Raw genomic sequence first — 22,573 nt, 5'->3', positions numbered from 1 at the left:
GTCGCACCCTGCCCTCGCCCATCAGGAGAGGGACAATTCAGACGCTAATTACTTAACCGCGGTAGAAGAACCGTCTTTGTGCCATTTGAAGACGCCAAACTCGAAGCCCTTCAGATCGCCCTTCTGGTCCCAGCTCAGTTTACCCATCACGGTGGGCACCGGCGCACCTTCTTTCAGGTTTTTAGCAATCGCATCAGGCTCATCGCTTTTGCTGCGCTCAATGCCCGCTACCAGCGACTGAATAGCCGCATAGGTGGTCCAGACGAACGGACCGGTTGGATCTTTGCGGTTTGATGCGCTGTTGGCTTTGATCGCGTCAACAATCGCCTTGTTGTCTGGCAGCTGGTCGTAACGCTTCGGCAGCGTCACGTACAGGCCTTCAGACGCATCACCCGCGATGTTAGACAGGGAAGCGTTGCCCACGCCTTCCGGCCCCATAAAGCCGGCTTTCAGACCGGCCGTTTTGGCCTGACGCAGAATCTGGCCCAGCTCCGGGTAGTAACCGCCGTAGTAAACGAAGTCGACGTTTTCTTTCTTCAGGCGCGCGATCAGCGTGGAGAAGTCTTTATCGCCCGCGGTGATCCCTTCGAACAGCACCACGTTGCCACCTTTGGCCTTCAGGGTTTTCTGCACGGATTCCGCCAGGCCCTGACCGTACTGCTGCTTGTCATGCACCACGGCAATGCGTTTTGGTTTGATCTGATCGAGGATGTAGTTGGCAGCGGTCGGGCCCTGATCGGAATCCAGACCGGTGGTACGCATTACGTCGGCATAGCCACGCGCGGTCAGTTCAGGCGCGGTCGCCGCCGGGGTGATCATCAGAATGCCTTCATCGTTATAAATGTCTGATGCCGGCTGAGTGGAGGAAGAGCACAGGTGGCCGATAACGTATTTGATGCCGTCATTGACCACTTTGTTGGCGACCGCGACCGCCTGTTTCGGGTCACAGGCGTCGTCATATTCTACGCCGACCAGCTTGTCGCCGTTCACGCCGCCTTTAGCGTTGATGTCCTTGATTGCCTGGGCTGCACCGGTGAACTGCATGTCACCGTACTGCGCCACCGGACCGGTTGCCGCACCGACAATCGCAATTTTGATGTCTTTCGCCAGTACCGCATGGCTCATCGCCAGCGCCACGCAACCCGCCAGTAATGCGCGTCCTTTACTCATTTTCATGCGAACTTCCCCATCTGTTGTGTCGTGTCTGTTGTGATTGGTTATTTTCTGCCAGTCAAAGAGGAAAACTGATTTGAGAATAATGAGTTAGCACTCTTTTCTGGCATTTTTTGTTAAGAAGGCTTTATTTTTCAGGTTATTAAACAGGAACTTTCTTCTGTAAATCAACTGACATATTCAGTAAAAGCTGAGCAGAACAGCAGATTACTCTGGTTTTTATGGCCGGTTTTTCACCACCAGGCCAGCGTGTTATGCTGGCTTTTTCAACGATCGATGCTGGCTTACTCCACAATCCTGGCAAAGCGGCTGGCATTTGACCTATTTTCATCGCAAAAAAGTGACAGCGCTCTGACTGTCTAAATTCGCTACACTAAGGCCTTTCTGCCAGTACAGGTAAGGGTTATGAAGCTCACTATTCAGCGCATCAGCACGCTGACGCCGCAGGATCGACTGGATTTGGCCAAAGTCTGGCCGCAGCAGGATATCGCGCAGCTGGAAGCCAGCCTCAGTGACACACAGCGGCTGTATGCGGCGCGCTTTAACGATCGGCTGCTCGGGGCGCTGCGGCTGGAGATTCGCGGCACGCTGGGCAAGATTACGCATCTGGAAGTGCGTGAAGTCACGCGGCGGCGCGGCGTTGGGCAATATCTGCTGGAAGAGACGATCGCGCAGAACAGCGCGCTCGATCACTGGTGGGTTGCTGATGACGGGGAAGACGATCAGCGCGTGCGCGCGGCGTTTATGCAGGCATGTGGTTTCCGCGCGCAGAGCGACGGTTGGGTGCGTTAAGCGACGATTTTACGCCGTGCAGAGCGGTGCGCATGAATACGTATGTGGCGCAGGAGCGTGATTAACGGTGCGCATGAATGCGCATCCTACGGGGAATGCGAACGAGTGTACAGATTGCGTGGGGTCGTAATTAACGATGTATATGAATGCGTGTCCTGTAGGGTCGCCATTCATGGCGACCGCGCTGCAATCCGCACAGATCCTGCATCGCCGCGCTTATTGCGTGCATAAAAAAGGGCGACCCGCTGGTCGCCCCCTTTATCTGTCAGCCGTTGATCAGGCTTCAATCGCCATACGCAGTTTCTTCATGGCGTTCTTTTCCAGCTGACGCACGCGCTCGGCGGACACACCGTACTGATCGGCCAGCTCCTGCAGCGTGGTTTTGTTGTCGTCATCCAGCCAGCGGGCACGGATGATGTGCTGGCTACGCTCATCGAGGCTCAGCATTGCGTCGCTCAGCTTGTCAGCGGCGTGCGCATCCCAGTTATCCTCTTCGATGCCGTCGGCAAAGTCAGAGGTTTTATCCTGCAGATACAGCACCGGTGCCATCGGCTTGCCTTCGCCCGCATCATCATCAGACGACATGTCGAAGGTCATGTCCTGGGCCGCCATGCGCGACTCCATTTCCAGCACGTCTTTGCTGCTGACACCCAGCTCGCGCGCCACCATTTCGACTTCATCCTGGTTGAACCAGCCGAGACGCTGCTTGGTTTTACGCAGGTTAAAGAACAGTTTGCGCTGTGCTTTGGTGGTGGCAACTTTCACGATACGCCAGTTACGCAGCACGTACTCGTGAATCTCCGCTTTGATCCAGTGCACGGCAAACGACACCAGACGCACCCCGACTTCCGGGTTGAAGCGACGCACCGCCTTCATCAGGCCGATGTTACCTTCCTGGATCAGGTCCGCCTGCGGCAGGCCGTAACCGGCGTAGTTACGAGCGATATGAACAACAAAGCGCAGGTGAGACAGGATCAGCGTCTTTGCTGCATCCAGATCGCCCTGGTAATGCAGCCGCTCAGCCAGTGCTTTTTCCTCTTCTGCCGTTAATACCGGCCAGTTGTTAGCAGCCCGGACGTAAGATTCCAGGTTGCCCAGAGGAGCAATCGCTAAAGTTTGCATTTCTTTGGTCATTCAAACCCTCACAAATTCAATGGACTTGCTGCACGTTTCCTTACGCAGACGTTACCTTATGTCAACGACGCGTGAAAACCAAAAGCAATCTGTGCTACTTGGACGTCAAAGTTATCCACAAGTTCAATTATAGCAGTGAATATTTTACACACAGATGACGGCGGGGAAAATCGGAGGATTCCTCTGCTCCCAGGTCGTCGGCAGCAGAGGAAGAGTATATCAAAAAATCGTTGCTATGGGTTACTGCGGCGTAAAACGACGTAAATGTTGCACCGTCGCCAGCCACGCGGCAATCCAGCCGATGATGGCCGCGATTAACAGCAGCAGCAGGCCTTCATCCCACGAGAAGCCTTCCAGCGCGAAGCTGGTGCCGAACACCGAGGCGACCTGCGCCACCACTGACTGCAGGCGCAGCACCAGCACTTCCGACAGAATCAGCGACAGCACCGCACCGCTTAAACCGAGCAGCGCGCCGCCGTACAGGAACGGTCGCAGAATAAAGCCATCGGTCGCACCAATCAGCTTCTGCACGTTGATGGTGTCGCGCCGGGCAAAGATGCTGAGACGCACGCTGTTGCCAATCACCAGGAACACCGCCACCACCATCAGCAGGCCGATCATTGACGCCACCTGGCCCACCAGCCCGGTGAGCGCGGCTAAACGCGCAAACCAGCTGTCATCCATGCGCACTTCATCCACGCCCTGCACTTTCGCCACGCGATCGCGCAGATTGGCCATGGTATCGGAATTCTGGAAGTTCAGCTTCGGCGTGATGATCGCCACCGCCGGCAGCGGGTTCTGCTCCAGCATATCCATCGCGCCACCAAAGCCGGACCAGTTGCGGAACTCGCTTTGCGCCTCTTCGCGCGTCAGGTAATTCACTTTGTCCACGCCATCGAGCTTTTTCAGCTCGGCGGTCACGTTCTCTGCCGCGGTGTCATCCAGCGCTTTGTCGAGGTAGACCGTCAGCTGCGGCGCCGGATACCACTGCGCGGCGGCCTGACTGACGTTTTTCCACACCATGTAGCACACGCTGGGTAGCGTCAGCGAAATCGCGATCACCATCACCGTCAGCAGCGTCGCCAGCGGCTGACGATACATGTCGGACAGCGTACCGCGCCACGCATAGCGCCACTGCTCCTGCCAGCCGCCCTTCAGCGCTTTGCTCTTTGACGGCTGCTTCGCCGCTTTCGGCGCCGCCGGACGCTTATTACGTTTATTGACCATCGTGGCCTCCGTGCAGACGTCCCTGATTAAGCGTCATCACGCGATAATTGCGGCGTGCGATCAGCCCGATGTCGTGCGTCGCCATCAGCACCGTGACGCCCACGCGGTTGAACTCTTCAAACAGGCGCAAAATGTCTTCCGACAGCGCGTTATCGAGGTTACCGGTCGGTTCATCCGCCAGCAGTACCGCCGGTTTGTTCACCACCGCGCGGGCGATGCCGACGCGCTGCTGTTCACCCCCTGAGAGCTGAATCGGATAACTTTTCGCTTTGTCGAGCAGGCCGACTTTATCCAGCGCCGCTGACACGCGACGACGAATATCCTCGCCGCTGGCACCGGAAATAATCAGCGGGATCGCCACGTTGTCGTAGACCGAACGATCCATCAGCAGGTGGTGATCCTGGAAAATCATGCCGATCTGGCGGCGCAGAAAAGGCACTTCGCTGTGACGCAGCCGGGAAATATCGTGACCGCTGAACCAGATCTGCCCGGCGCTCGGGCGCTCAATGCCACAAATCAGCTTCAGTAAGGTACTTTTCCCCGCCCCTGAGTGGCCGGTCAGGAAAGCCATCTCACCGGGGCGCAGATGGAAATCCACGCCCTGTAGCGCCTGGCGTCCTCCCAGATAAGCCTTACTGACCTCTTCAAAGCGAATCATGCCAATTATTCCTCTCGGGCAAACAGTGCCTCAATAAAATCGGCGGCCTTAAACGGCCGTAAATCTTCGATGCCTTCCCCGACACCGATATAACGAATCGGAATGCCAAACTGATCGGCAACCGAGAAGATCACGCCACCTTTTGCGGTGCCGTCAAGCTTGGTCAGGGTGATGCCGGTCAGGCCGACCGCTTCGTGGAACAGCTTCGCCTGGCTGATGGCGTTCTGGCCGGTGCTGGCGTCGAGTGTCAGCATCACCTCATGCGGCGCGTCTTCGTCCAGCTTCTTCATCACGCGGGTGATTTTTTTCAGCTCTTCCATCAGGTGCGCTTTGTTCTGCAGGCGTCCGGCAGTATCAGCGATCAGCACGTCAACGTGGCGCGATTTTGCCGCCTGGATGGCGTCAAAAATCACCGATGCGGAATCCGCGCCGGTGTGCTGGGCGACGACCGGAATATTGTTGCGCTGGCCCCACACCTGCAGCTGTTCCACCGCCGCCGCGCGGAAGGTGTCACCCGCCGCCAGCATGACGGACTTGCCCTGTGCCTGATACTGACGCGCCAGCTTACCGATGGTAGTGGTTTTGCCCACGCCGTTAACGCCAACCATCAGGATAACGAACGGCGTTTTGCCCGCCACATCCAGCGGGGCATCAACCTTTTCCAGAATGCCGGCCATTTCGGCCTTCAGCAGGCCATACAGTGCTTCGGCATCGCGCAGCTGTTTACGGCTGGCCTGCTGCGTCAGGCTGGTGATGATGCGGCGCGTGGTTTCCACGCCGACGTCGGCAATCAGCAGCTGCTCTTCCAGCTCTTCAAACAGCTCGTCATCGATTTTCTTACCGCGGAACAGGCTGATAAAGCCGGAGCCAAGATTTTCACGCGTTTTAACCAGGCTGCGTTTCAGGCGGGCAAAGAAGCCCTCTTTGGTGGGGCGCTCCTGCTCCTGGGCCACAATCGGCGCGGCCGCCAGCGGCAGATCGCTCACGGTGTCTGGCGCCGTGCTCTCTTCGGCTGCATCTTCGGCATAGGTTTCCGCTAACGCCAGCGCTTCCAGCTCTTCATCGCTCAGCGGTGCGTCTGCGTCCTCGGCGTCCTCTGGCTGAGGTTCCTCAGATAACACCGGTGCTTCAACAATCAGTTCTTCAGCCTGCGGCTCCTCTTCAACCGGCATCGCCTCCGGCTGCGGATGATCTTCCGGCAGTACCTCTTCTTCAATCGCGCTGACCGCCGTGATTTCTGCATCATCAGCGTTAGCGTCGGATTCGGATTCTGCTTCCGCGACGGGATGCGTTGCCGCGTCGGCGTGAACCGGTGATTCAGCCTGCTGCTCTGCCACCTGTTCGGTGACGATCACGGTTTCGGCGGCCTGCGCTTCGGCGCTTGCTAACGCGCTCTCTTCAGCGGCGGGTGCCGGTTGTTCTGTCGGCTGCTGCGCCTGCTCTTCCGCTGGCGGCTGCTCTTCTTTGCCAAAGCCCAGCCAGGAAAAAAAGCCGCGTTTTTTCTCTTTTGCCATTGTGTGACCACACTCCTCGATGGCTTATTCCCGGTAGCACGCTGTTCCCAGGGGATAAAAAATTCACTTTTTCGCGCGTGAGCGGCGTAAAAATCAGGCAATTACGTCCGCATTATCAACTTAGTAGTCTAACACTTTCCTGCCAGCGCACCACAGCACCCTTTTTTAACGTTTCTTCTGCCTGCTACGCCCGTTAAACTACGCAACAAATTATGACGAGTTGTGAGCGAAATGAGTAAATCCCCCCGCAACAGCGGCGCTGCCGGCCAGATTCGCCTGATTGGCGGACAGTGGCGCGGCCGCAAATTGCCGGTGCCGGACAGCGCCGGCCTGCGCCCGACCACCGATCGCGTGCGTGAAACGCTATTCAACTGGCTGGCGCCGGATATCCAGCAGGCGCGCTGTCTCGACTGCTTTGCCGGCAGCGGCGCGCTGGGCCTGGAAGCGCTGTCGCGCTATGCCGCCTCCGCGACCCTGCTGGAGCTGGAGCGCAACGTGGCGCAGCAGCTGACGCAAAACCTGCACACGCTGCGCGCCACGAACGCCAGCGTGATCCAGACCAATACGCTGCAGTGGCTGAGCCAGCCGGGCGAGCCGTTTGACGTGGTGTTTGTTGATCCACCGTTTCGCAAAGGCCTGCTGCAGGAGACGCTGACGCTGCTGGAGAACAATGGCTGGCTCGCCGCCCACGCGCTGATTTATGTTGAGAGCGAAGTGGAGCACGGCACCCCGCTGGCACCGGCTAACTGGGATCTGTATCGCGAGAAGATTGCCGGCCAGGTGGCCTATCGCCTTTATCAACGCCAACAGGAGACCGACGATGTGGCTTAATCTGGGACGTTTGCTGATGATTTGCGTCTGGGCATTTCTGCTGCTGAATCTGGTGCACCCCTTCCCGACGCCGCTGCGTTATTTTGTCCACGTCGCGCTGTTCTTTATGGTGGTGATGCACGGCCTGCAGCTGGTACTGCTGCGCGCCACGCAACCGAAGGACGCGCCAAAGCTGAGCCGCGCCACGCAGGCGAAAATCTTCTTCTTTGGCGTATTTGAACTGCTGGCGTGGCAGAAAAAGCACTATCCGTCGTAACGCGCGGCATCAGCCCCGGGCGCTTTAAGGCCTACTGCGCCGGGGTAAAGCTGACAAAGCGCGTGCCCTGCATTTTCAGCTCGCCCTTTACGCCTTTGTCCATCTGGTGATAATCGCTGGCGCTGACGTTGACCTTAAAATCACCGGCGCCATTCAGCGGATGGAACCAGGCTTCATACTTCATCTCTTCCGCCACAATCTCTTCACGCTGACGCGAACGGCGATTGGGTGCCGGAAACTCACGCTTGGTCTTCACTTCCACACTCAGTGAGCGCACCGGTGAAGCGTCATTGACCGCGGCTTCGCGGCGCTGCTTGATAAACTGACGGGTTGCCAGCACGGCAATAACAGCCAGGACGATAAAAAAGATTAGCGGTGGTTTGCTCATGTTTTCTCTCGCACTTTACGTCGGGGGTTAACAGATAAAAGACGCCAAAGCATACAACCAGAGTTGCCCGATTGTCACATTTGCCGCCAGTAACTTAAACTGAGATCGCGATTTTGGGAAAATTCATCAATGTGGGCGACACGTTCACAAAAGGGAGAAAAAATGCTTTGGTCTTTCCTTGCAGTCCTTTTTTCCGGTTGGCTGTATGTCGATGCCTCCTACCGCGGCCCGCAGTGGCAGCGCTGGCTGTTCAAACCCGTAACGCTGCTGTTGCTGGTTGCCTGGGCGTGGCAGGCGCCCACGCTTAATACCACCGACTACCTGATTCTGGCTGGCCTGGTCGCCACGCTGGTGGGTGATGCGTTAACCCTGCTGCCGCGCCAGCAGATGCTGTATGCGCTCGGGGCGTTTTTCCTCTCGCATCTGCTGTACACCATCAGCTTTGCCGCGCACATGACCATGAGCTTCTTCTGGCCGATTCCGCTCACCTTCCTGGTGATTGGTATCATCGTGATCGCCATTATCTGGTCAAAACTGGATACGCTGCGCTGGCCGATCTGTACGCTGATTGGTATGACGCTGGTGATGAACTGGATGGCGGCGGAAAATTACTTCTTCCGTCCGACCGATTACAGTTTCTCGCTGCTGGTCGGTGCCGTACTGCTGTTGCTGGCTAACATCGTGTGGTTTATCTCGCACTATCGCCGCCGCTTCAGCGCTGACAGCGCGATTGTCGCCGCCTGCTACTTCGCCGGTCACTTCATGATTGTGCGTTCACTGTGGCTGTACTGAAAAAATTGACCTCACCGCTTGACTCTGGAGTCCACTCCAGAGTGTAGCATGCAGACTGCGGGCATCGGCCCGCTTCTGCAACCGGAGGTCACATGCATCAACATGCCCACTCTTGCCGCTGTGGCAAATCACACCGTCAGCCAAAACCGCTGTGCGCGGTACGCAGCGTTCAGCCTGCATCCCTGAAGATTTCCGCCGCGCAGCCGGTGGCCGCGTCCAGTGATTGCGGCTGCTGCACCAGCGATGACGACAGTCCCGGCGGCGGCGACGCCGACAGCGACAGGCGCGCATCCGCGTCCTATCAGTTCCGCTGGCAGATTGCCGGCATGGACTGCCCGAGCTGCGCCCGCAAAATCGAAACCGCCGTGCAAAAGCTGCCGCAGGTCGCCAGCGCGCGGGTGATATTCGCCAGTGAAAATCTGCTGGTGGAGGCGCACAGCGATATTCGTCCGGCTATCGAACAGGCCGTTAACCACGCCGGCTTTAACCTGAAATCCACTGAGAACCCCGCACCGGCGGCGCGCCGCTGGCGCGATAATGCGGCGCTCATACTGCTCACGCTGTTGATGATCGCCAGCTGGCTGCTGAGCCAGCTCACTCCGCTGTGGGGCGATCGCCTGTTTGTGCTTACCACGCTGGTCGGTCTGGTGCCGGTAGCCCGCAGCGCGTGGCAGGCCATACGCAGCGGCTCACCGTTCAGCATTGAAACCCTGATGACCCTCGCCGCCGCGGGCGCGCTGGTGATTGGCGCCCACGCCGAAGCTGCCATGGTGTTGCTGCTGTTTCAGCTGGGAGAACGGCTGGAAGCCTATGCCGCCGCGCGGGCGCGCCGTGGCGTCACCGCGCTGATGGCGCTGCGTCCGGACACCGCCACGCGCGTCAATGGCGCACAGCGTGAGCAGGTGGCACTGGCGGCGCTGCAGCCCGGCGATGTGATTGAGGTGGCGGCAGGCGGTCGTCTGCCCGCCGATGCCGAGCTGCTGCACGTCAGCGCCAGCTTTGATGAGAGCGCGCTGACCGGCGAATCGCTACCGGTGGCGCATCAGCCGGGCGATGCCGTAATGGCAGGCGCCACCAGCGTGGATCGGCTGGTGACGCTGCGCGTGACCTCACAGCCGGGCCACAGCGCTATCGACCGCATTCTGAAGCTGATTGAAGAGGCCGAAAGCCACCGCGCGCCGGTAGAGCGTTTTATTGATCGCTTCAGCCGCCTCTACACGCCGGCCATCATGCTGCTGGCGCTGCTGGTAATGGTGCTGCCGCCGCTGCTCGGATTGGGTGCCTGGCTGCCGTGGATCTACAAAGGGCTGACGCTGCTGCTGATTGGCTGCCCGTGCGCGCTGGTGATCTCCACGCCAGCCGCCATCACCTCCGGCCTGGCGGCGGCGGCTCGTCAGGGCGCGCTGATTAAAGGCGGCGCGGCGCTGGAACGCCTCAGCCGGGTGCAGGCCCTGGCGTTTGATAAAACCGGCACCCTGACCGCCGGTAAACCGCAGGTTACCGATGTGCAGCCGTTTGGCGCGGAGCCCCGGCAGCAGCTGCTTAGCCTCGCGGCCGCCATTGAGCAGGGCTCCGGCCATCCGCTGGCGCGTGCGATAGTGGCGGAAGCGCAGCGCCAGCAGCAGGTGATTCCACCGGCGCAGCATCAGCAAACGCTGGCCGGCAGCGGCATTCGCGCGCAGATTGACGGCGTGATGCACCAGCTGCTGGCGCCGCGTGATGCGGCGGCGCTGAGTGACGCGCAGCAGCAGCAGATTGCGCAGCTGGAGGCACAGGGCAAAACCGTGGTGGTGCTGTTGCGCGACGCACAGCCGCTCGGGCTGCTGGCGCTGCAGGATCGGCTGCGTGAGGAGGCGCGCAGTGCGCTGGCGGCGCTGCAGGCGCTGGGAATTCGCAGCGTGATGCTGACCGGCGATAATCCGCGCGCCGCCGCCGCGCTTGCCGCCGAACTCGGCATCAGCTATCGCGCTGCTCTGTTGCCTGCGGATAAGGTAGCCGCCGTGCGTGAACTGGGCGAACAGCAACCGCTGGCGATGGTCGGTGATGGCATCAATGATGCGCCAGCCATGAAGGCCGCGACGCTGGGGATTGCCATGGGCAGCGGCACCGATGTGGCGCTGGAAGCGGCCGATGCGGCTCTGACGCAGAATAACCTGGCGATTCTGCCGCGCACCGTGCAGCTGGCACGGCGCACGCGCGCCATTATCCGTCAGAATATTGCGCTGGCGCTGGGGCTGAAGGCGATTTTCCTCGTCACCACGCTGCTCGGCTTTACCGGCCTGTGGCTGGCGGTGCTGGCCGATTCCGGCGCTACCGCGCTGGTCACCGCCAACGCGCTGCGCCTGCTACGTCAGCGCTGAGGCGCGCGGATACCGCGATCAGGCATCCGCACCTTTCTGGATCAGATACTGGTACGGCAGGCTCTCGGTCTGCTGTGCCAGAAGCTGATGCTCCATAAACCGGCAGAAGCCGGGAATATCACGCGTGGTCGCCGGATCGTCGGCGATAATCAGCAACGTTTCGCCCGCCTGCATGCTACGCACGGTTTTGCGCACCATCATCACCGGCTCCGGGCAGCGCAGCCCAAGCGCATCAAGCGTATGGTCCGCAGCGGAAAAAGGATCGCTCATGATTCTCTGTCTTTATTCAGGGTGGGCGCTCATTCTAACGCGCTACCGCGCGCGCGCAAGCCGGGAACGATTGCGTTAAAATTAACCATTGCATTTGTTGCGCAACACGCTAAGATGCCGTCCGATTTTTTAATGTTTCTGCCAATTCCTCAAAATAATTCAGGTTTTAGGAAGGCGGCAAGCCTGCTCACCCCAGGAGCTTACTGAAGTAAGTGACTGGGGTGAGCAGGCGCAGCCAACGCACATAAAACCTGAAGTATGAAGAGGATGGGTTCCCTCACCCCATTACTAAAAAGGCCTTTATGATCAACTTCTCTGTTCGTCAGCGCATGCATGCGCTCTTTTGGCTGTCGCTGTTTCACCTGCTGGTGATTACCTCCAGTAACTATCTGGTGCAACTGCCGGTCGAGATTTTCGGCTTCCACACCACCTGGGGTGCGTTCAGCTTCCCGTTTATTTTTCTCGCCACCGATCTCACCGTGCGTATTTTTGGCGCACCGCTGGCACGGCGCATTATCCTGGCGGTGATGATTCCGGCGCTGTTTATCTCCTACATCGTGTCGTGCGTGTTTTATCAGGGCGCGTGGCAGGGCTGGGCTTCGCTGCAGGAGGTCAATCTGTTCGTGGCGCGTATCGCCTGCGCCAGCTTTATGGCCTATGCGCTGGGGCAGATCCTTGATGTGCACGTGTTTAACCGCCTGCGTAAACTGCCACAGTGGTGGATTGCGCCTGCCTGTGCCATGTTCCTCGGCAACATCAGCGATACGCTGGCGTTCTTCTTTATCGCTTTTTACAAGAGCCCGGACCCGTTCATGGCCAGCCACTGGGTGGAGATCGCGCTGGTGGATTACAGCTTCAAAGTGCTGATCTGCATGATCTTCTTCCTGCCGGCTTATGGCGTACTGCTCAACGCGACACTGAAGCGCCTGGCGGAACGTTCGGCTCAGCGCCAGATGAATTTCGGCTGATTGAACGTAGACGAAACGCTACGGCACGCTAAGATTTCCTGACAAAGCGCTGATTGCTTTTAAGCGCCGATTCCGTTTTGATAACGGCTGATGGAAACCTTACGAAGGGATAAGAATGCGTAACTTAGTGAAATATGCGGGCATCGGCCTGCTGGTGTTAGGCCTGGCGGCGTGTGATCAGAAGAAAGACGATACGGCGGCAAACAGCAACGGTGCCAGCGCCAGTCAGTCAGCACAGACGGTGAACCTGATGGACGGTAAGCTGAGTTTCAGCCTGCCTGCGGGCATGTCGGACAAGAGCGGCAAGCTGGGTTCAGAATCGACCAATATGCACGTGTATGCCGATGAAACCGGCCAGCGCGCGATTATCGTGATTGCGGGCGATCCGACCAGTGAAGGCCTGGATGCGCTGGCTCAGCGTCTGGAACAGCAGCAGCGCAACCGCGATCCGCAGCTGCAGGTGGTGTCGAACAAAGCGGTGACGCTGAAAGACCAGCCGGCACAGCAGCTGGATACGGTGATTTCTGCCAACAACCAGTCTTCGTGGTCGTCAGTGATTCTGGCGAAGGTGGATGGCAAACTGCTGACGCTGCAGATTACCCTGCCCGCCGACAATCAGCAGCAGGCGCAGAGCGATGCCGATGCGATTGTGAAGAGCATTACCCTGAAGTAAGTTTGCACCAACGGTAGCGGCGCGATTTATCGCGCGTTGTTAAAAACCGCGCAATAAATTGCGCCGCTACAGAATGTGCCTCGTTTACAACCTCACCGGCGAAATATGCCAGATCTCATCCGCGTACTCCTGAATGGTACGATCGGCGGAGAAATAGCCCATATTGGCGATGTTCAGCGCCGCACGCCGCTGCCACTCTTCCGGCTGGCGATAAAGCTTATCCACCTTATCCTGGGTATCGACATAACTGCGGTAATCCGCCAGCAGCTGATAGTGATCGCCAAAGTTCACCAGCGCGTCGAACAGGTTACGGTAGCGCCCTGGCTCCTGCGGGCTGAAAACGCCGCTGGCGATTTGCGTCAGCGCCTGATGCAGTTCCGCATCCTCTTCGTAGTATTTGCGCGGGTTATAGCCCTCGGTGCGCAGCTTCTCCACCTGCGGCGTGGTGTTGCCGAAGATAAAGATATTCTCTGCGCCGACGTGCTCGCGCATCTCCACGTTGGCCCCGTCCAGCGTACCGATGGTCAGCGCGCCGTTGAGCGCAAATTTCATGTTACTGGTGCCGGAAGCCTCGGTGCCTGCGGTTGAGATCTGCTCGGAGAGATCCGCCGCCGGAATGATGATCTGCGCCAGGCTGACGCCGTAGTTAGGGATGAACACCACCTTCAGCTTGTTCTTCACCTGCGGATCGTTGTTGATCACGTTGGCGACATCGTTGATCAGGTGAATGATGTGCTTGGCAACGTAATAGGCCGACGCCGCTTTACCGGCGAAGATGTTAACGCGCGGCACCCATTCTGCGGTCGGATCGGCTTTGATGCGGTTATAACGCGTGATCACGTGCAAGACGTTCAGCAGCTGGCGTTTGTACTCGTGGATACGCTTGATCTGCACGTCAAACAGCGCCTGCGGATCCAGCACGATATCCATGTTTTTCGCCACCCACTCCGCAAGACGCTTTTTGTTGGCAAACTTGGCATCGGCGACCTGCTCAATAAAGGCCGGATAATCAACGTGCGGCACCAGCTCGCTCAGCTGCGCCAGATCGGTGCGCCAGGTGCGGCCAATGGCGTCATCCAGCACCTCTGACAAGGCCGGGTTGGCCAGCGCCAGCCAGCGGCGCGGCGTCACGCCGTTGGTTTTATTGCAGAAGCGCCCCGGAAACAGGCGGGCAAAATCGGCGAACAGCGACTGCACCATCAGATTAGAGTGCAGCTCCGACACGCCGTTAACTTTGTGGCTTACCACCACTGCCAGCCACGCCATGCGGATGCGGCGACCGTCGTTTTCGTCGATGATCGAGATACGCGCCATCAGATCCCAGTCGTCCGGGTAGTAATCCTGAATGGTCTTCAGGAAGTAGTCATTGATTTCAAAGATGATGCTGAGGTGGCGCGGCAGGATCTTGCCGATCATGTCTACCGGCCAGGTCTCCAGCGCTTCGCTCATCAGCGTGTGGTTGGTGTAAGAGAACACCTGGCAGGTGACTTCGAAGGCGTCGTCCCAGGTAAACTTGTGCTCATCAATCAGCAGGCGCATCAGCTCGGGAATCGCCAGCACCGGATGGGTATCGTTGAGGTGGATGGCGATTTTGTCGGCCAGGTTGTCCCAGGTTTCATGCATCTGCCAGTGGCGATTAAGGATATCCTGCACAGTGGCCGAGACGAGAAAATACTCCTGGCGCAGACGCAGCTCGCGCCCGGAGTAGGTCGAATCGTCGGGATAGAGCACGCGCGACACGTTCTCCGAGTGGTTTTTATCTTCCACCGCCGCGAAGTAATCGCCCTGATTGAACTTGCCGAGGTTGATTTCGTTACTGGCCTGCGCGCCCCACAGCCGCAGCGTGTTGGTGGCATCGGTGTCGAAGCCAGGGATGATCTGATCGTAGGCCATCGCCACGATCTCTTCGGTTTCAACCCAGCGCACCCGGCTGCCTTCATGCTGTAACCGCCCGCCAAAACGCACTTTGTAGCGGGTGTTAAAGCGCTGGAACTCCCACGGGTTGCCGTACTCCAGCCAGTAATCCGGCGACTCACGCTGCTGGCCGTCAACGATGTTCTGTTTAAACATGCCGTAATCGTAGCGGATACCGTAGCCGCGTCCGGGCAGGCCCAGCGTGGCCAGCGAATCGAGGAAGCAGGCCGCCAGACGGCCAAGACCGCCGTTGCCGAGCCCGGGATCGTTCTCTTCTTCCATCAGCTCGCTGAGGTCGAGCCCCATCTCATCCAGCGCCTGGTTGAGATCGTCATAAATGCCCATCGCCAGCAGCGCATTGCCCAGCGTGCGCCCCATCAGGAACTCCATCGACAGGTAATAGACCTGACGCACATCCTGCGACAGCTGCGCACGACTGGAGCGCAGCCAGCGCTCCACCATGCGATCGCGCACCGCCAGCAGCGCGGCGTTAAGCCACTCATGCTTGTTGGCGATCGACGGATCTTTACCAATGGTAAACATCAGCTTATAGGCGATTGAGTGCTTGAGGGCGTCAACCGTCAGCGTGGGTGAGGCATAGGTGAAAGGTGCGTTCATATGCGGTATCCCAATCTCTCATTACAGCAAGCGTTGATAAAGATCGCGGTAGGCTTGTGCTGCCACCTGCCAACTAAAATCCATCCCCATCGCCTGACGCTGAACATAACGCCAGAGTGAAGGACGGGACCATAAAACAAAAGCACGACGAATCGCGCGCAGCAATGACCAGGCATTACTGTCTTCAAAGCTGAAGCCGCTGGCCACGCCGTCGGCGAGGTTCTCCAGCGAGCTGTCCTGTACCGTGTCCGCCAGCCCGCCGGTACGCCTGACCAGCGGCAGCGTGCCATATTTCAGGCCGTACAACTGCGTCAGACCGCACGGTTCAAAGCGGCTTGGCACCATAATGACGTCCGCGCCCCCGACGATGCGGTGCGAGAACGCTTCGTGATAACCAATTTGCACGCCAACGCTGCCCGGATGTTCAGCGGCCGCCGCGAGGAAGCCCTGCTGCAGTTCGGCATCGCCCTGGCCCAGCAGCACCAGCTGCCCGCCCTGCGCCAGCAGTCCCGGCAGCGCTTCCAGCACCAGATCCAGCCCTTTCTGTTTGGTTAAACGGCTGATAACGCAGAACACCGGCACTTTGTCATCGACCTTCAGCCCCATGGCAATCTGCAGCTGACGTTTGTTCTCCGCTTTGCTCTCCAGCGTGTCGCGGTCGTAACGGGCAGTGAGCAGCAGGTCGTGCGCCGGATCCCAGATGCCGGGATCGACCCCGTTGAGAATGCCGCTCAGCCGCCCTTCGCGCAGCCGCTGTTCCAGCAGTGATTCCATGCCGTAGCCAAACTCCGGCCGGGTGATCTCCAGCGCGTAGGTCGGGCTGACGGCAGTAATATGATCGGCATAAAACAGGCCGGCCTTTAGATAAGAAATCTGGCCGTAGAATTCCAGCCCGTGCATGTCGAAATAGGCGCGCGGGATCTGGATTTCGTCCAGATGTCGCGCGGAAAACAGCCCCTGATACGCCAGGTTATGCACGGTAAACACCGTTTTCGCCGGACGTCCGCGCGCGGCGATGTAGGCCGGTGCCAGACCGGCGTGCCAGTCGTGCGCGTGCACGATGTCCGGCTGCCAGTAAGTATCCAGCCCGCTGGCCAGCTCGGCCGCCATCCAGCCAAGCAGCGCAAAGCGCAGGTAGTTATCGACATAGGCAAACTGCGACGTATCGTGATATGGGCTGCCGGGACGATCGTACAGTCCCGGCGCATCAATCAAATAAATTCCCACGCCGTTGAAGGGCCCAAACAGCAAGCGGACCGGTCCGGCAAAGGTTTGCAGCTCCGCCACCACTTCGGTATCAGGAATCCCTTTACGCAGATCCGGAAACGCCGGAATCAGCACCCGCGTGTCCATACCCTCGGCAATTTGTGCCTGAGGCAATGCGCCGACGACATCAGCCAGTCCGCCGGTTTTTAGCAGCGGGAAAAGCTCTGAACAGACATGTAAAACCTGCATCCTGAACCCCTATTGTGTTATCGCCCGCGTTCCACGCGGCAATGTTCTTTGCCTTTCGTCACTTACTGACCCGCAGCGGCCAATTTGGCCAGCATGGCGCGCGTCACCAGTACGATGCCCTCTTCTGAACGGTAAAAACGGCGGCTATCCTCATCCGGATTTTCGCCAATCACCATGCCTTCCGGTATGACGCAGGCACGGTCTATGACGCAGCGACGCAAACGGCACGAGCGCCCGATAACCACATCCGGCAGCAGTACCGTCGAATCAATATTGCAAAACGAATTAACGCGCACGCGCGGGAACAGCACCGAATTCACCACCACCGAGCCGGAGATAATGCAGCCGCCGGAGACCAGCGAGTTCATGGTCATGCCGTGGCTGCCGGATCGATCCTGGACAAATTTGGCCGGCGGCAGCGGCTCCATGTGAGTACGAATCGGCCATTCGTGGTCGTACATATCAAGTTCTGGCGTCACCGAAGCCAGATCGAGATTGGCGCGCCAGTAGGCTTCCAGCGTACCGACGTCGCGCCAGTAAGGTTCTGCGTTCTCGTCATTCTGTACGCACGACAGCGTGAAGGAGTGCGCGTAGGCTTCACCGCTGGCAACGATTTTCGGCAGCAGATCTTTACCAAAGTCGTGGCTCGAGTCGGCGATCTGCAAATCCTCTTCCAGCAGCTCATAGAGGTAATCGGCGTTGAACACGTAAATGCCCATGCTGGCCAGCGCTTTGCTGTCGTCACCGGGCATGGACGGCGGCTGCGCCGGCTTCTCAACGAAATCGATGACATTGTTTTCCGCATCGACCGCCATCACGCCAAACGCCGTCGCCTCATGCAGCGGCACCGGCAGACAGGCGATGGTGCACTTAGCGCCGCGGTCGGCGTGGTCGAGCAGCATGCGCGAGTAATCCATTTTGTAGATGTGATCCCCGGCGAGAATCACGATGTACTGCGCGTTGTAGCGACGAATGATGTCGAGATTCTGCGTGACCGCATCGGCGGTACCGCGATACCAGTGTTCGGTCGAGGCGCGCTGCTGCGCCGGCAGCAGATCGACAAACTCATTCATCTCTTCATTGAATAACGACCAGCCGCGCTGAATGTGCTGCGTCAGCGTGTGTGACTGATATTGGGTGATGACGCCGATGCGCCGAATCCCGGAGTTGATGCAGTTGGAGAGGGCAAAGTCGATGATGCGGAACTTGCCGCCGAAGTGCACGGCAGGCTTGGCGCGTTTGGCGGTAAGATCTTTCAGGCGCGTACCGCGCCCGCCAGCAAGGATCAGGGCAACCGTCTGTGTAGGGAGCTGGCGTGCCAGCATCAGGGGGTCGTTTCTATCTAATTTCACCATGTCTGACTCCTTATGATTGCTTTAGGAACACACACACGCCGTGTGCGGGCCCGTGCCAGACAGTTGTCAGGATGGGGTTATCTTCCCCGGCGAAAGGAGGAATGGCTCGCCATTCTCCGTCTGGTAAGGCAAGGTTACTCACCGAATCCGTGGCGTTTATCGTTAGTAACCAGCGGCCGGAGAGCAGGATCTGCAGTCTGTGCATCCCCTGTTCCCACTCATCCTTTTCCAGTGGTTTGCCGCTGGCATTCAACCACTGCACGTTGCCATCGCCCTCCTGCCACCAGCTGTCCTGTGTCAGCGCCGGAATTTGCTGACGCAGCCGGATTAACGCGGCAGTGAAGTCGACCAGTCCAAAATCATCCTGTTGCCAGTTCAGCCAGGTGAGTGCGTTGTCCTGACAATACGCATTATTGTTGCCGTGCTGGCTGTGACCGCGCTCATCTCCGGCCAGCAGCATCGGCGTGCCCTGCGCCAGCAGCAGCGTGGTCAGCAGCGCATGCACGCTGCGCCGCCGCCGCTCAACCACATCGAAGTTGCCCTGCAGCCCTTCAAAACCATGGTTATGGCTGAAATTACTGCTGCTGCCGTCACGATTGTCCTCGCCGTTGGCCTGATTATGTTTCTGGTTATAACTCACCACGTCACGCAGCGTGAAGCCGTCGTGCGCGGTGATCAGGTTAATGCTGGCGTGCGGCAGACGCGCCGCGCGCTGAAATATATCGCTGGAGCCGGCAAAGCGGCGGGCAAAATCGCCGTTGCTCATCTCGCCGTGCAGCCAGTAGCGACGCGTCGCATCGCGAAAATGGTCGTTCCACTCGGCGAAGCCCGGCGGAAAGTTGCCCACCTGATAGCCGCCGGGACCGATATCCCAGGGTTCAGCAATCAGCTTGACCTGCGACAGCACCGGACAGGCCTGCATGGCGGCAAACAATGGCGCGTCCTGGCGAAATTCTGGCGTGCGCCCGAGTACGCTGGCGAGATCGAAACGGAAGCCGTCAACGTGGCAGGTTTGCACCCAGTAACGCAGCGCGCCCAGCGCCCAGTCAAGTACCTGCGGATCGCTGAGGTTCAGCGTATTACCGCAGCCGGTCCAGTTGTGATATTCACCGTTATCGCCCAGCCAGTAATAACTGGCGTTGTCGACGCCGCGCAGTGACAGCGTCGGACCAATCTCCTCCAGCTCGGCGCTGTGGTTGAACACCACGTCGAGAATCACTTCAATGCCCGCCGCGTGCAGCGCTTTAACCGCCTGCTGAAACGCCTGCAGCGGCGTCTGGCCCGCGTCACCCGCTGCGTAATGCGGATGCAGCGCCCACAGCGCAAACGGGTTGTAGCCCCAGTAGTTGCTCAGGCCGAGCCGTTGCAGGCGCGGCTCGCTGGCAAACGCGGCTATCGGCAGCAGCTCCAGCGCGGTGATCCCCAGCCGGCGCAGATAGTTCACCATAGCAGGATGCCCCAGCGCCGCATATGTCCCGCGTAACCTTTCCGGAATTTCCGGATGCTGCTGCGTCAGGCCGCGCACGTGCGCCTCGTAAATCACCGTTTTGCCCCACGGCGTACGCGGCGGACAATCGTCCTCCCAGTCAAAATCGTCGGCGATCACCAGCGATTTGGGTGCCACCGTGGCGCTGTCGGCGTGATCCTGCTGCCACTCGCCACCCAGCAGGCGCGCATCGTCCGGTACCGCGCCGCACACTGCTTTGGCACAGGGATCGACCAGCAGCTTAGCCGGATTGAAGCGATGACCGCGCTCTGGCTGCCACGGCCCATGCACGCGGTAGCCATAGCGCTGTCCCGGCTTTAGCGCCGGAACATAACCGTGCCAGATGTCGCCGCTGCGCGCCGGCAGAGGGAAGCGCTGCTCGCGGCCCTGTTCATCGAACAGGCACAGCTCCACCCGCTCCGCGTGGCGCGAGAACAGCGTAAAGTTAACGCCGCGCCCGTCATAATGGGCGCCCGGCGGCTCCGGCTGGCCCGGCTGCAGCATCAGTCGCCCTCCCGCACCAGCCACAGCGTGGCCAGCGGCGGCAGCGTCAGGCTTAGCGACTGTGCGCGCCCATGGCTGGTGATATCATCGGTGTGGACGATGCCGTGGTTACGCAGATCGCTGCCGTGATAATCATGCTGATCGGTGTTTAGCACTTCGCGCCAGCCGCCGCGCTGGTTCACGCCGAAGCGATAGTTGTGGCGCGCCACCGGTGTGAAGTTACTGGCGACGATCAGTTCGTTGCCCTCGCGGTCGCGGCGCACAAACACAAAGACCGAGTTTTCGTGATCGTCGACCACCAGCCACTCGAAGCCATTAGCATCGAAATCGAGCTGATAAAGCGGCGAAAAGTGGCGATAGCTGTGGTTAAGGTCGCGCACCAGACGCTGCACGCCGTGGTGCCAGTTATCCAGCCCCTCCAGCAGATGCCAGTCGAGGCTGGTGTCGTGGTTCCACTCGCGTCCCTGAGCGAATTCATTGCCCATGAACTGCAGTTTTTTGCCGGGAAAACCCCACATCCAGCCGTAATAGGCGCGCAGGTTGGCGAATTTCTGCCACGGATCGCCAGGCATGCGGTCGAGGATCGACTTTTTGCCGTGGACCACTTCGTCGTGCGACAGCGGCAGCACAAAGTTTTCCGTGTAGTTGTACAGCATGCCGAAGGTCATCAGCTGATGATGGTAGCGGCGATGCACCGGATCGAGCTTCATGTAGTCGAGGGTGTCGTGCATCCAGCCGAGGTTCCATTTGAACCAGAAGCCCAGGCCGCCATCTTCGGATGGCCGCGTCACGCCGGGATAGTCGGTCGACTCTTCCGCCACGCTAATGCTGCCGGGCGCGGCCCGACCCAGCGTGCGGTTGGTGTGGCGCAGGAAGGCGATGGCCTCAAGGTTTTCGCGACCGCCAAACTCATTAGGCACCCACTCGCCCTCTTTGCGGCTGTAATCGCGATAAATCATCGACGCCACCGCATCAACGCGCAGGCCATCAATGCCGAAGCGTTCCATCCAGTACAGCGCATTGCCGGAGAGATAGTTGCTGACCTCACGCCGGCCAAAGTTGTAGATCAGCGTATTCCAGTCCTGATGGTAGCCTTCGCGTGGATCGCTGTGCTCGTACAGCTCGGTGCCATCGAATTTGGCCAGACCGAAATCATCACTCGGGAAGTGGCCCGGCACCCAGTCGAGCAGCACGTTGAGGCCCGCTTCGTGGGCGGCGGCGATAAAGTGACGAAACTCATCGCGCGTGCCGAAGCGGCGCGTCGGCGCATACATGCCAAGCGGCTGGTAGCCCCAGCTGCCGTCAAACGGATGCTCGTTAATCGGTAACAGTTCGATATGGGTAAAACCCATCTCTTTGACATAAGGAACCAGCTGTTCGGCCAGCTCTTTGTAGCTCAGCCAGAAATTGTTGTCGGTGTGACGACGCCACGAACCGAGATGCACTTCATAAATGGAGATCGGCTGGTCAAAGCCGTTGGCGAGTTTGCGCTGCGGCTGCATTTCGAGCTTCGGCGGCAGGCCGCAAATCATTGAGGCGGTCTGCGGACGCATTTGCGCTTCGAAGGCGAACGGATCGGCTTTGATGCGCATCTGACCGTGCGCATCAATGATTTCGAATTTGTACAGCTGGCCGTTAACCGCGCCGGGCACAAACAGCTCCCAGATGCCGAGCTCGCGACGGAAACGCATCGGATGGCGGCGACCATCCCAGAAGTTAAATTCGCCCACCACCGAAACGCGCTGCGCGTTCGGGGCCCAGACGGCGAAGCGCGTGCCGACCACGCCATCAATGGTGGTGCCGTGCGCACCGAGCGTTTCATACGGCCGCAGGTGCGTGCCTTCCGCCAGCAGCCAGGCATCCATCTCCGTCAGCAGCGGGCCAAAGCGGTAGGCATCGTCGATCAGGTTTTGCTGGCCGTGCCAGTTGACCGCCAGCTGATAGCGAAACAGGTTTTTACGGCGCGGGATCACGCCGCTGAAGAAGCCGCGTGAGTCGAGACATTTAAGCTGGGCGCATTTGCGGCCGGTGTTGGTTTCAATCACCCAGACTTCGGATGCATCCGGTAACAGCGCGCGCACTTCGAGACCTTGTGTGGTCTGGTGCATCCCCAGTACAGAGAAGGGGTCGGCATAATTCCCGGCGAAAAGGGCATTGATCGCATGGCGATCGGGAAGCTCTGACATGACTTTCTTCCTATGATTT

The 22,573-nt window shown here is 59.1% G+C and carries 19 protein-coding genes; 7 read left to right on the top strand and 12 right to left on the bottom strand.

The features are described 5' to 3' along the window. Nucleotides 1-48: 48 nt before the first annotated feature. On the bottom strand, nt 49-1,176 hold the full coding sequence (locus tag MXF20_RS21995; RefSeq protein WP_325971489.1) for a branched-chain amino acid ABC transporter substrate-binding protein: 1,128 nt from the start codon (nt 1,174-1,176) through the stop codon (nt 49-51). Between the two features lie 402 nt (nt 1,177-1,578). Between MXF20_RS21995 and panM the strand changes: the two genes are divergently transcribed. Continuing rightward, on the top strand, nt 1,579-1,965 hold the full coding sequence (gene panM / locus MXF20_RS21990) for an aspartate 1-decarboxylase autocleavage activator PanM (protein ID WP_325971488.1): 387 nt from the start codon (nt 1,579-1,581) through the stop codon (nt 1,963-1,965). 276 nt (nt 1,966-2,241) lie between these two features. Here panM and rpoH read toward each other — a convergent pair whose 3' ends face one another. The 4 genes from rpoH to ftsY form a co-directional block, all read right to left on the bottom strand. After that, entirely contained in the window at nt 2,242-3,099 is an 858-nt protein-coding gene (gene rpoH, locus MXF20_RS21985; RefSeq protein WP_325971487.1) for an RNA polymerase sigma factor RpoH, read from the bottom strand. Between the two features lie 240 nt (nt 3,100-3,339). Beyond that, complete coding sequence (gene ftsX, locus MXF20_RS21980; RefSeq protein ID WP_325971486.1) at nt 3,340-4,326, bottom strand: permease-like cell division protein FtsX; 987 nt, start codon at nt 4,324-4,326, stop codon at nt 3,340-3,342. Next, entirely contained in the window at nt 4,316-4,984 is a 669-nt protein-coding gene (gene ftsE / locus MXF20_RS21975; protein ID WP_021508011.1) for a cell division ATP-binding protein FtsE, read from the bottom strand. The genes ftsX and ftsE overlap by 11 nt, the downstream gene beginning before the upstream one ends. 5 nt (nt 4,985-4,989) lie before the next feature. Next, on the bottom strand, nt 4,990-6,498 hold the full coding sequence (gene ftsY, locus MXF20_RS21970) for a signal recognition particle-docking protein FtsY (protein ID WP_325971485.1): 1,509 nt from the start codon (nt 6,496-6,498) through the stop codon (nt 4,990-4,992). Nucleotides 6,499-6,729: 231 nt separating this feature from the next. On the opposite strand from ftsY, the gene rsmD reads away from it, so the two are divergent. Then, nucleotides 6,730-7,329, top strand: a complete 600-nt coding sequence (gene rsmD, locus MXF20_RS21965; protein WP_325971484.1) for a 16S rRNA (guanine(966)-N(2))-methyltransferase — start codon at nt 6,730-6,732, stop codon at nt 7,327-7,329. Beyond that, nucleotides 7,319-7,585, top strand: a complete 267-nt coding sequence (locus tag MXF20_RS21960; protein ID WP_325971483.1) for a DUF1145 family protein — start codon at nt 7,319-7,321, stop codon at nt 7,583-7,585. The genes rsmD and MXF20_RS21960 overlap by 11 nt, the downstream gene beginning before the upstream one ends. Nucleotides 7,586-7,616: 31 nt before the next feature. On the opposite strand, the gene MXF20_RS21955 is transcribed toward MXF20_RS21960, so the two are convergent. Next, on the bottom strand, nt 7,617-7,973 hold the full coding sequence (locus MXF20_RS21955) for a DUF2500 domain-containing protein (RefSeq protein WP_325971482.1): 357 nt from the start codon (nt 7,971-7,973) through the stop codon (nt 7,617-7,619). Between the two features lie 162 nt (nt 7,974-8,135). Here MXF20_RS21955 and MXF20_RS21950 point away from each other — a divergent pair, with 162 nt between their 5' ends. Both MXF20_RS21950 and MXF20_RS21945 read left to right on the top strand, forming a co-directional pair. Continuing rightward, a complete protein-coding gene (locus MXF20_RS21950; RefSeq protein WP_021508015.1) occupies nt 8,136-8,765 on the top strand; it encodes a lysoplasmalogenase in 630 nt (209 codons plus the stop codon). Between the two features lie 92 nt (nt 8,766-8,857). After that, nucleotides 8,858-11,125 carry a zinc/cadmium/mercury/lead-transporting ATPase gene (locus MXF20_RS21945; protein WP_325971481.1) on the top strand — a complete coding sequence of 756 codons (2,268 nt, stop codon included), beginning with the start codon at nt 8,858-8,860 and terminating at the stop codon, nt 11,123-11,125. An 18-nt stretch (nt 11,126-11,143) separates the two neighbouring features. Here MXF20_RS21945 and tusA read toward each other — a convergent pair whose 3' ends face one another. Continuing rightward, entirely contained in the window at nt 11,144-11,395 is a 252-nt protein-coding gene (gene tusA / locus MXF20_RS21940) for a sulfurtransferase TusA (protein WP_325971479.1), read from the bottom strand. Between the two features lie 302 nt (nt 11,396-11,697). On the opposite strand from tusA, the gene MXF20_RS21935 reads away from it, so the two are divergent. Both MXF20_RS21935 and MXF20_RS21930 read left to right on the top strand, forming a co-directional pair. Then, entirely contained in the window at nt 11,698-12,363 is a 666-nt protein-coding gene (locus MXF20_RS21935; RefSeq protein WP_325971478.1) for a 7-cyano-7-deazaguanine/7-aminomethyl-7-deazaguanine transporter, read from the top strand. Nucleotides 12,364-12,478: 115 nt separating this feature from the next. After that, a complete protein-coding gene (locus MXF20_RS21930) occupies nt 12,479-13,036 on the top strand; it encodes a DcrB family lipoprotein (protein ID WP_325971477.1) in 558 nt (185 codons plus the stop codon). A gap of 84 nt (nt 13,037-13,120) precedes the next feature. Here MXF20_RS21930 and glgP read toward each other — a convergent pair whose 3' ends face one another. The 5 genes from glgP to glgB form a co-directional block, all read right to left on the bottom strand. Next, complete coding sequence (gene glgP / locus MXF20_RS21925) at nt 13,121-15,568, bottom strand: glycogen phosphorylase (RefSeq protein WP_325971475.1); 2,448 nt, start codon at nt 15,566-15,568, stop codon at nt 13,121-13,123. A gap of 21 nt (nt 15,569-15,589) precedes the next feature. After that, nucleotides 15,590-17,023: a glycogen synthase GlgA gene (gene glgA / locus MXF20_RS21920; protein ID WP_325971473.1), complete on the bottom strand. Its 1,434-nt coding sequence runs from the start codon at nt 17,021-17,023 to the stop codon at nt 15,590-15,592. 62 nt (nt 17,024-17,085) lie between these two features. Continuing rightward, complete coding sequence (gene glgC / locus MXF20_RS21915; RefSeq protein ID WP_325971471.1) at nt 17,086-18,378, bottom strand: glucose-1-phosphate adenylyltransferase; 1,293 nt, start codon at nt 18,376-18,378, stop codon at nt 17,086-17,088. Nucleotides 18,379-18,388: 10 nt separating this feature from the next. Next, nucleotides 18,389-20,368, bottom strand: a complete 1,980-nt coding sequence (gene glgX / locus MXF20_RS21910) for a glycogen debranching protein GlgX (RefSeq protein ID WP_325971469.1) — start codon at nt 20,366-20,368, stop codon at nt 18,389-18,391. Further along, the gene (glgB, locus tag MXF20_RS21905) at nt 20,368-22,554 is read right to left on the bottom strand and encodes a 1,4-alpha-glucan branching enzyme (RefSeq protein ID WP_325971467.1); all 2,187 of its coding nucleotides are present in this window, start codon (nt 22,552-22,554) and stop codon (nt 20,368-20,370) included. The genes glgX and glgB overlap by 1 nt, the downstream gene beginning before the upstream one ends. Between the last annotated feature and the right edge of the window lie 19 nt (nt 22,555-22,573).

The sequence above is a fragment of the Pantoea dispersa genome (assembly GCF_035783935.1).
GTDB classification, from domain to species: domain Bacteria; phylum Pseudomonadota; class Gammaproteobacteria; order Enterobacterales; family Enterobacteriaceae; genus Pantoea; species Pantoea dispersa_C.
The sequence above is the reverse complement of the archived record's forward strand: the minus strand, read 5'-3'. Positions and strand labels throughout refer to the sequence as shown.

Excerpts from the sequence above, each read along its gene's own strand:
- MXF20_RS21995 (WP_325971489.1), bottom strand. The coding sequence starts at position 1,176 with ATGAAAATGAGTAAAGGACGCGCATTACTGGCGGGTTGCGTGGCGCTG.
- panM (WP_325971488.1), top strand. The coding sequence starts at position 1,579 with ATGAAGCTCACTATTCAGCGCATCAGCACGCTGACGCCGCAGGATCGA.
- rpoH (WP_325971487.1), bottom strand. The coding sequence starts at position 3,099 with ATGACCAAAGAAATGCAAACTTTAGCGATTGCTCCTCTGGGCAACCTG.
- ftsX (WP_325971486.1), bottom strand. The coding sequence starts at position 4,326 with ATGGTCAATAAACGTAATAAGCGTCCGGCGGCGCCGAAAGCGGCGAAG.
- ftsE (WP_021508011.1), bottom strand. The coding sequence starts at position 4,984 with ATGATTCGCTTTGAAGAGGTCAGTAAGGCTTATCTGGGAGGACGCCAG.
- ftsY (WP_325971485.1), bottom strand. The coding sequence starts at position 6,498 with ATGGCAAAAGAGAAAAAACGCGGCTTTTTTTCCTGGCTGGGCTTTGGC.
- rsmD (WP_325971484.1), top strand. The coding sequence starts at position 6,730 with ATGAGTAAATCCCCCCGCAACAGCGGCGCTGCCGGCCAGATTCGCCTG.
- MXF20_RS21960 (WP_325971483.1), top strand. The coding sequence starts at position 7,319 with ATGTGGCTTAATCTGGGACGTTTGCTGATGATTTGCGTCTGGGCATTT.
- MXF20_RS21955 (WP_325971482.1), bottom strand. The coding sequence starts at position 7,973 with ATGAGCAAACCACCGCTAATCTTTTTTATCGTCCTGGCTGTTATTGCC.
- MXF20_RS21950 (WP_021508015.1), top strand. The coding sequence starts at position 8,136 with ATGCTTTGGTCTTTCCTTGCAGTCCTTTTTTCCGGTTGGCTGTATGTC.
- MXF20_RS21945 (WP_325971481.1), top strand. The coding sequence starts at position 8,858 with ATGCATCAACATGCCCACTCTTGCCGCTGTGGCAAATCACACCGTCAG.
- tusA (WP_325971479.1), bottom strand. The coding sequence starts at position 11,395 with ATGAGCGATCCTTTTTCCGCTGCGGACCATACGCTTGATGCGCTTGGG.
- MXF20_RS21935 (WP_325971478.1), top strand. The coding sequence starts at position 11,698 with ATGATCAACTTCTCTGTTCGTCAGCGCATGCATGCGCTCTTTTGGCTG.
- MXF20_RS21930 (WP_325971477.1), top strand. The coding sequence starts at position 12,479 with ATGCGTAACTTAGTGAAATATGCGGGCATCGGCCTGCTGGTGTTAGGC.
- glgP (WP_325971475.1), bottom strand. The coding sequence starts at position 15,568 with ATGAACGCACCTTTCACCTATGCCTCACCCACGCTGACGGTTGACGCC.
- glgA (WP_325971473.1), bottom strand. The coding sequence starts at position 17,023 with ATGCAGGTTTTACATGTCTGTTCAGAGCTTTTCCCGCTGCTAAAAACC.
- glgC (WP_325971471.1), bottom strand. The coding sequence starts at position 18,378 with ATGGTGAAATTAGATAGAAACGACCCCCTGATGCTGGCACGCCAGCTC.
- glgX (WP_325971469.1), bottom strand. The coding sequence starts at position 20,368 with ATGCTGCAGCCGGGCCAGCCGGAGCCGCCGGGCGCCCATTATGACGGG.
- glgB (WP_325971467.1), bottom strand. The coding sequence starts at position 22,554 with ATGTCAGAGCTTCCCGATCGCCATGCGATCAATGCCCTTTTCGCCGGG.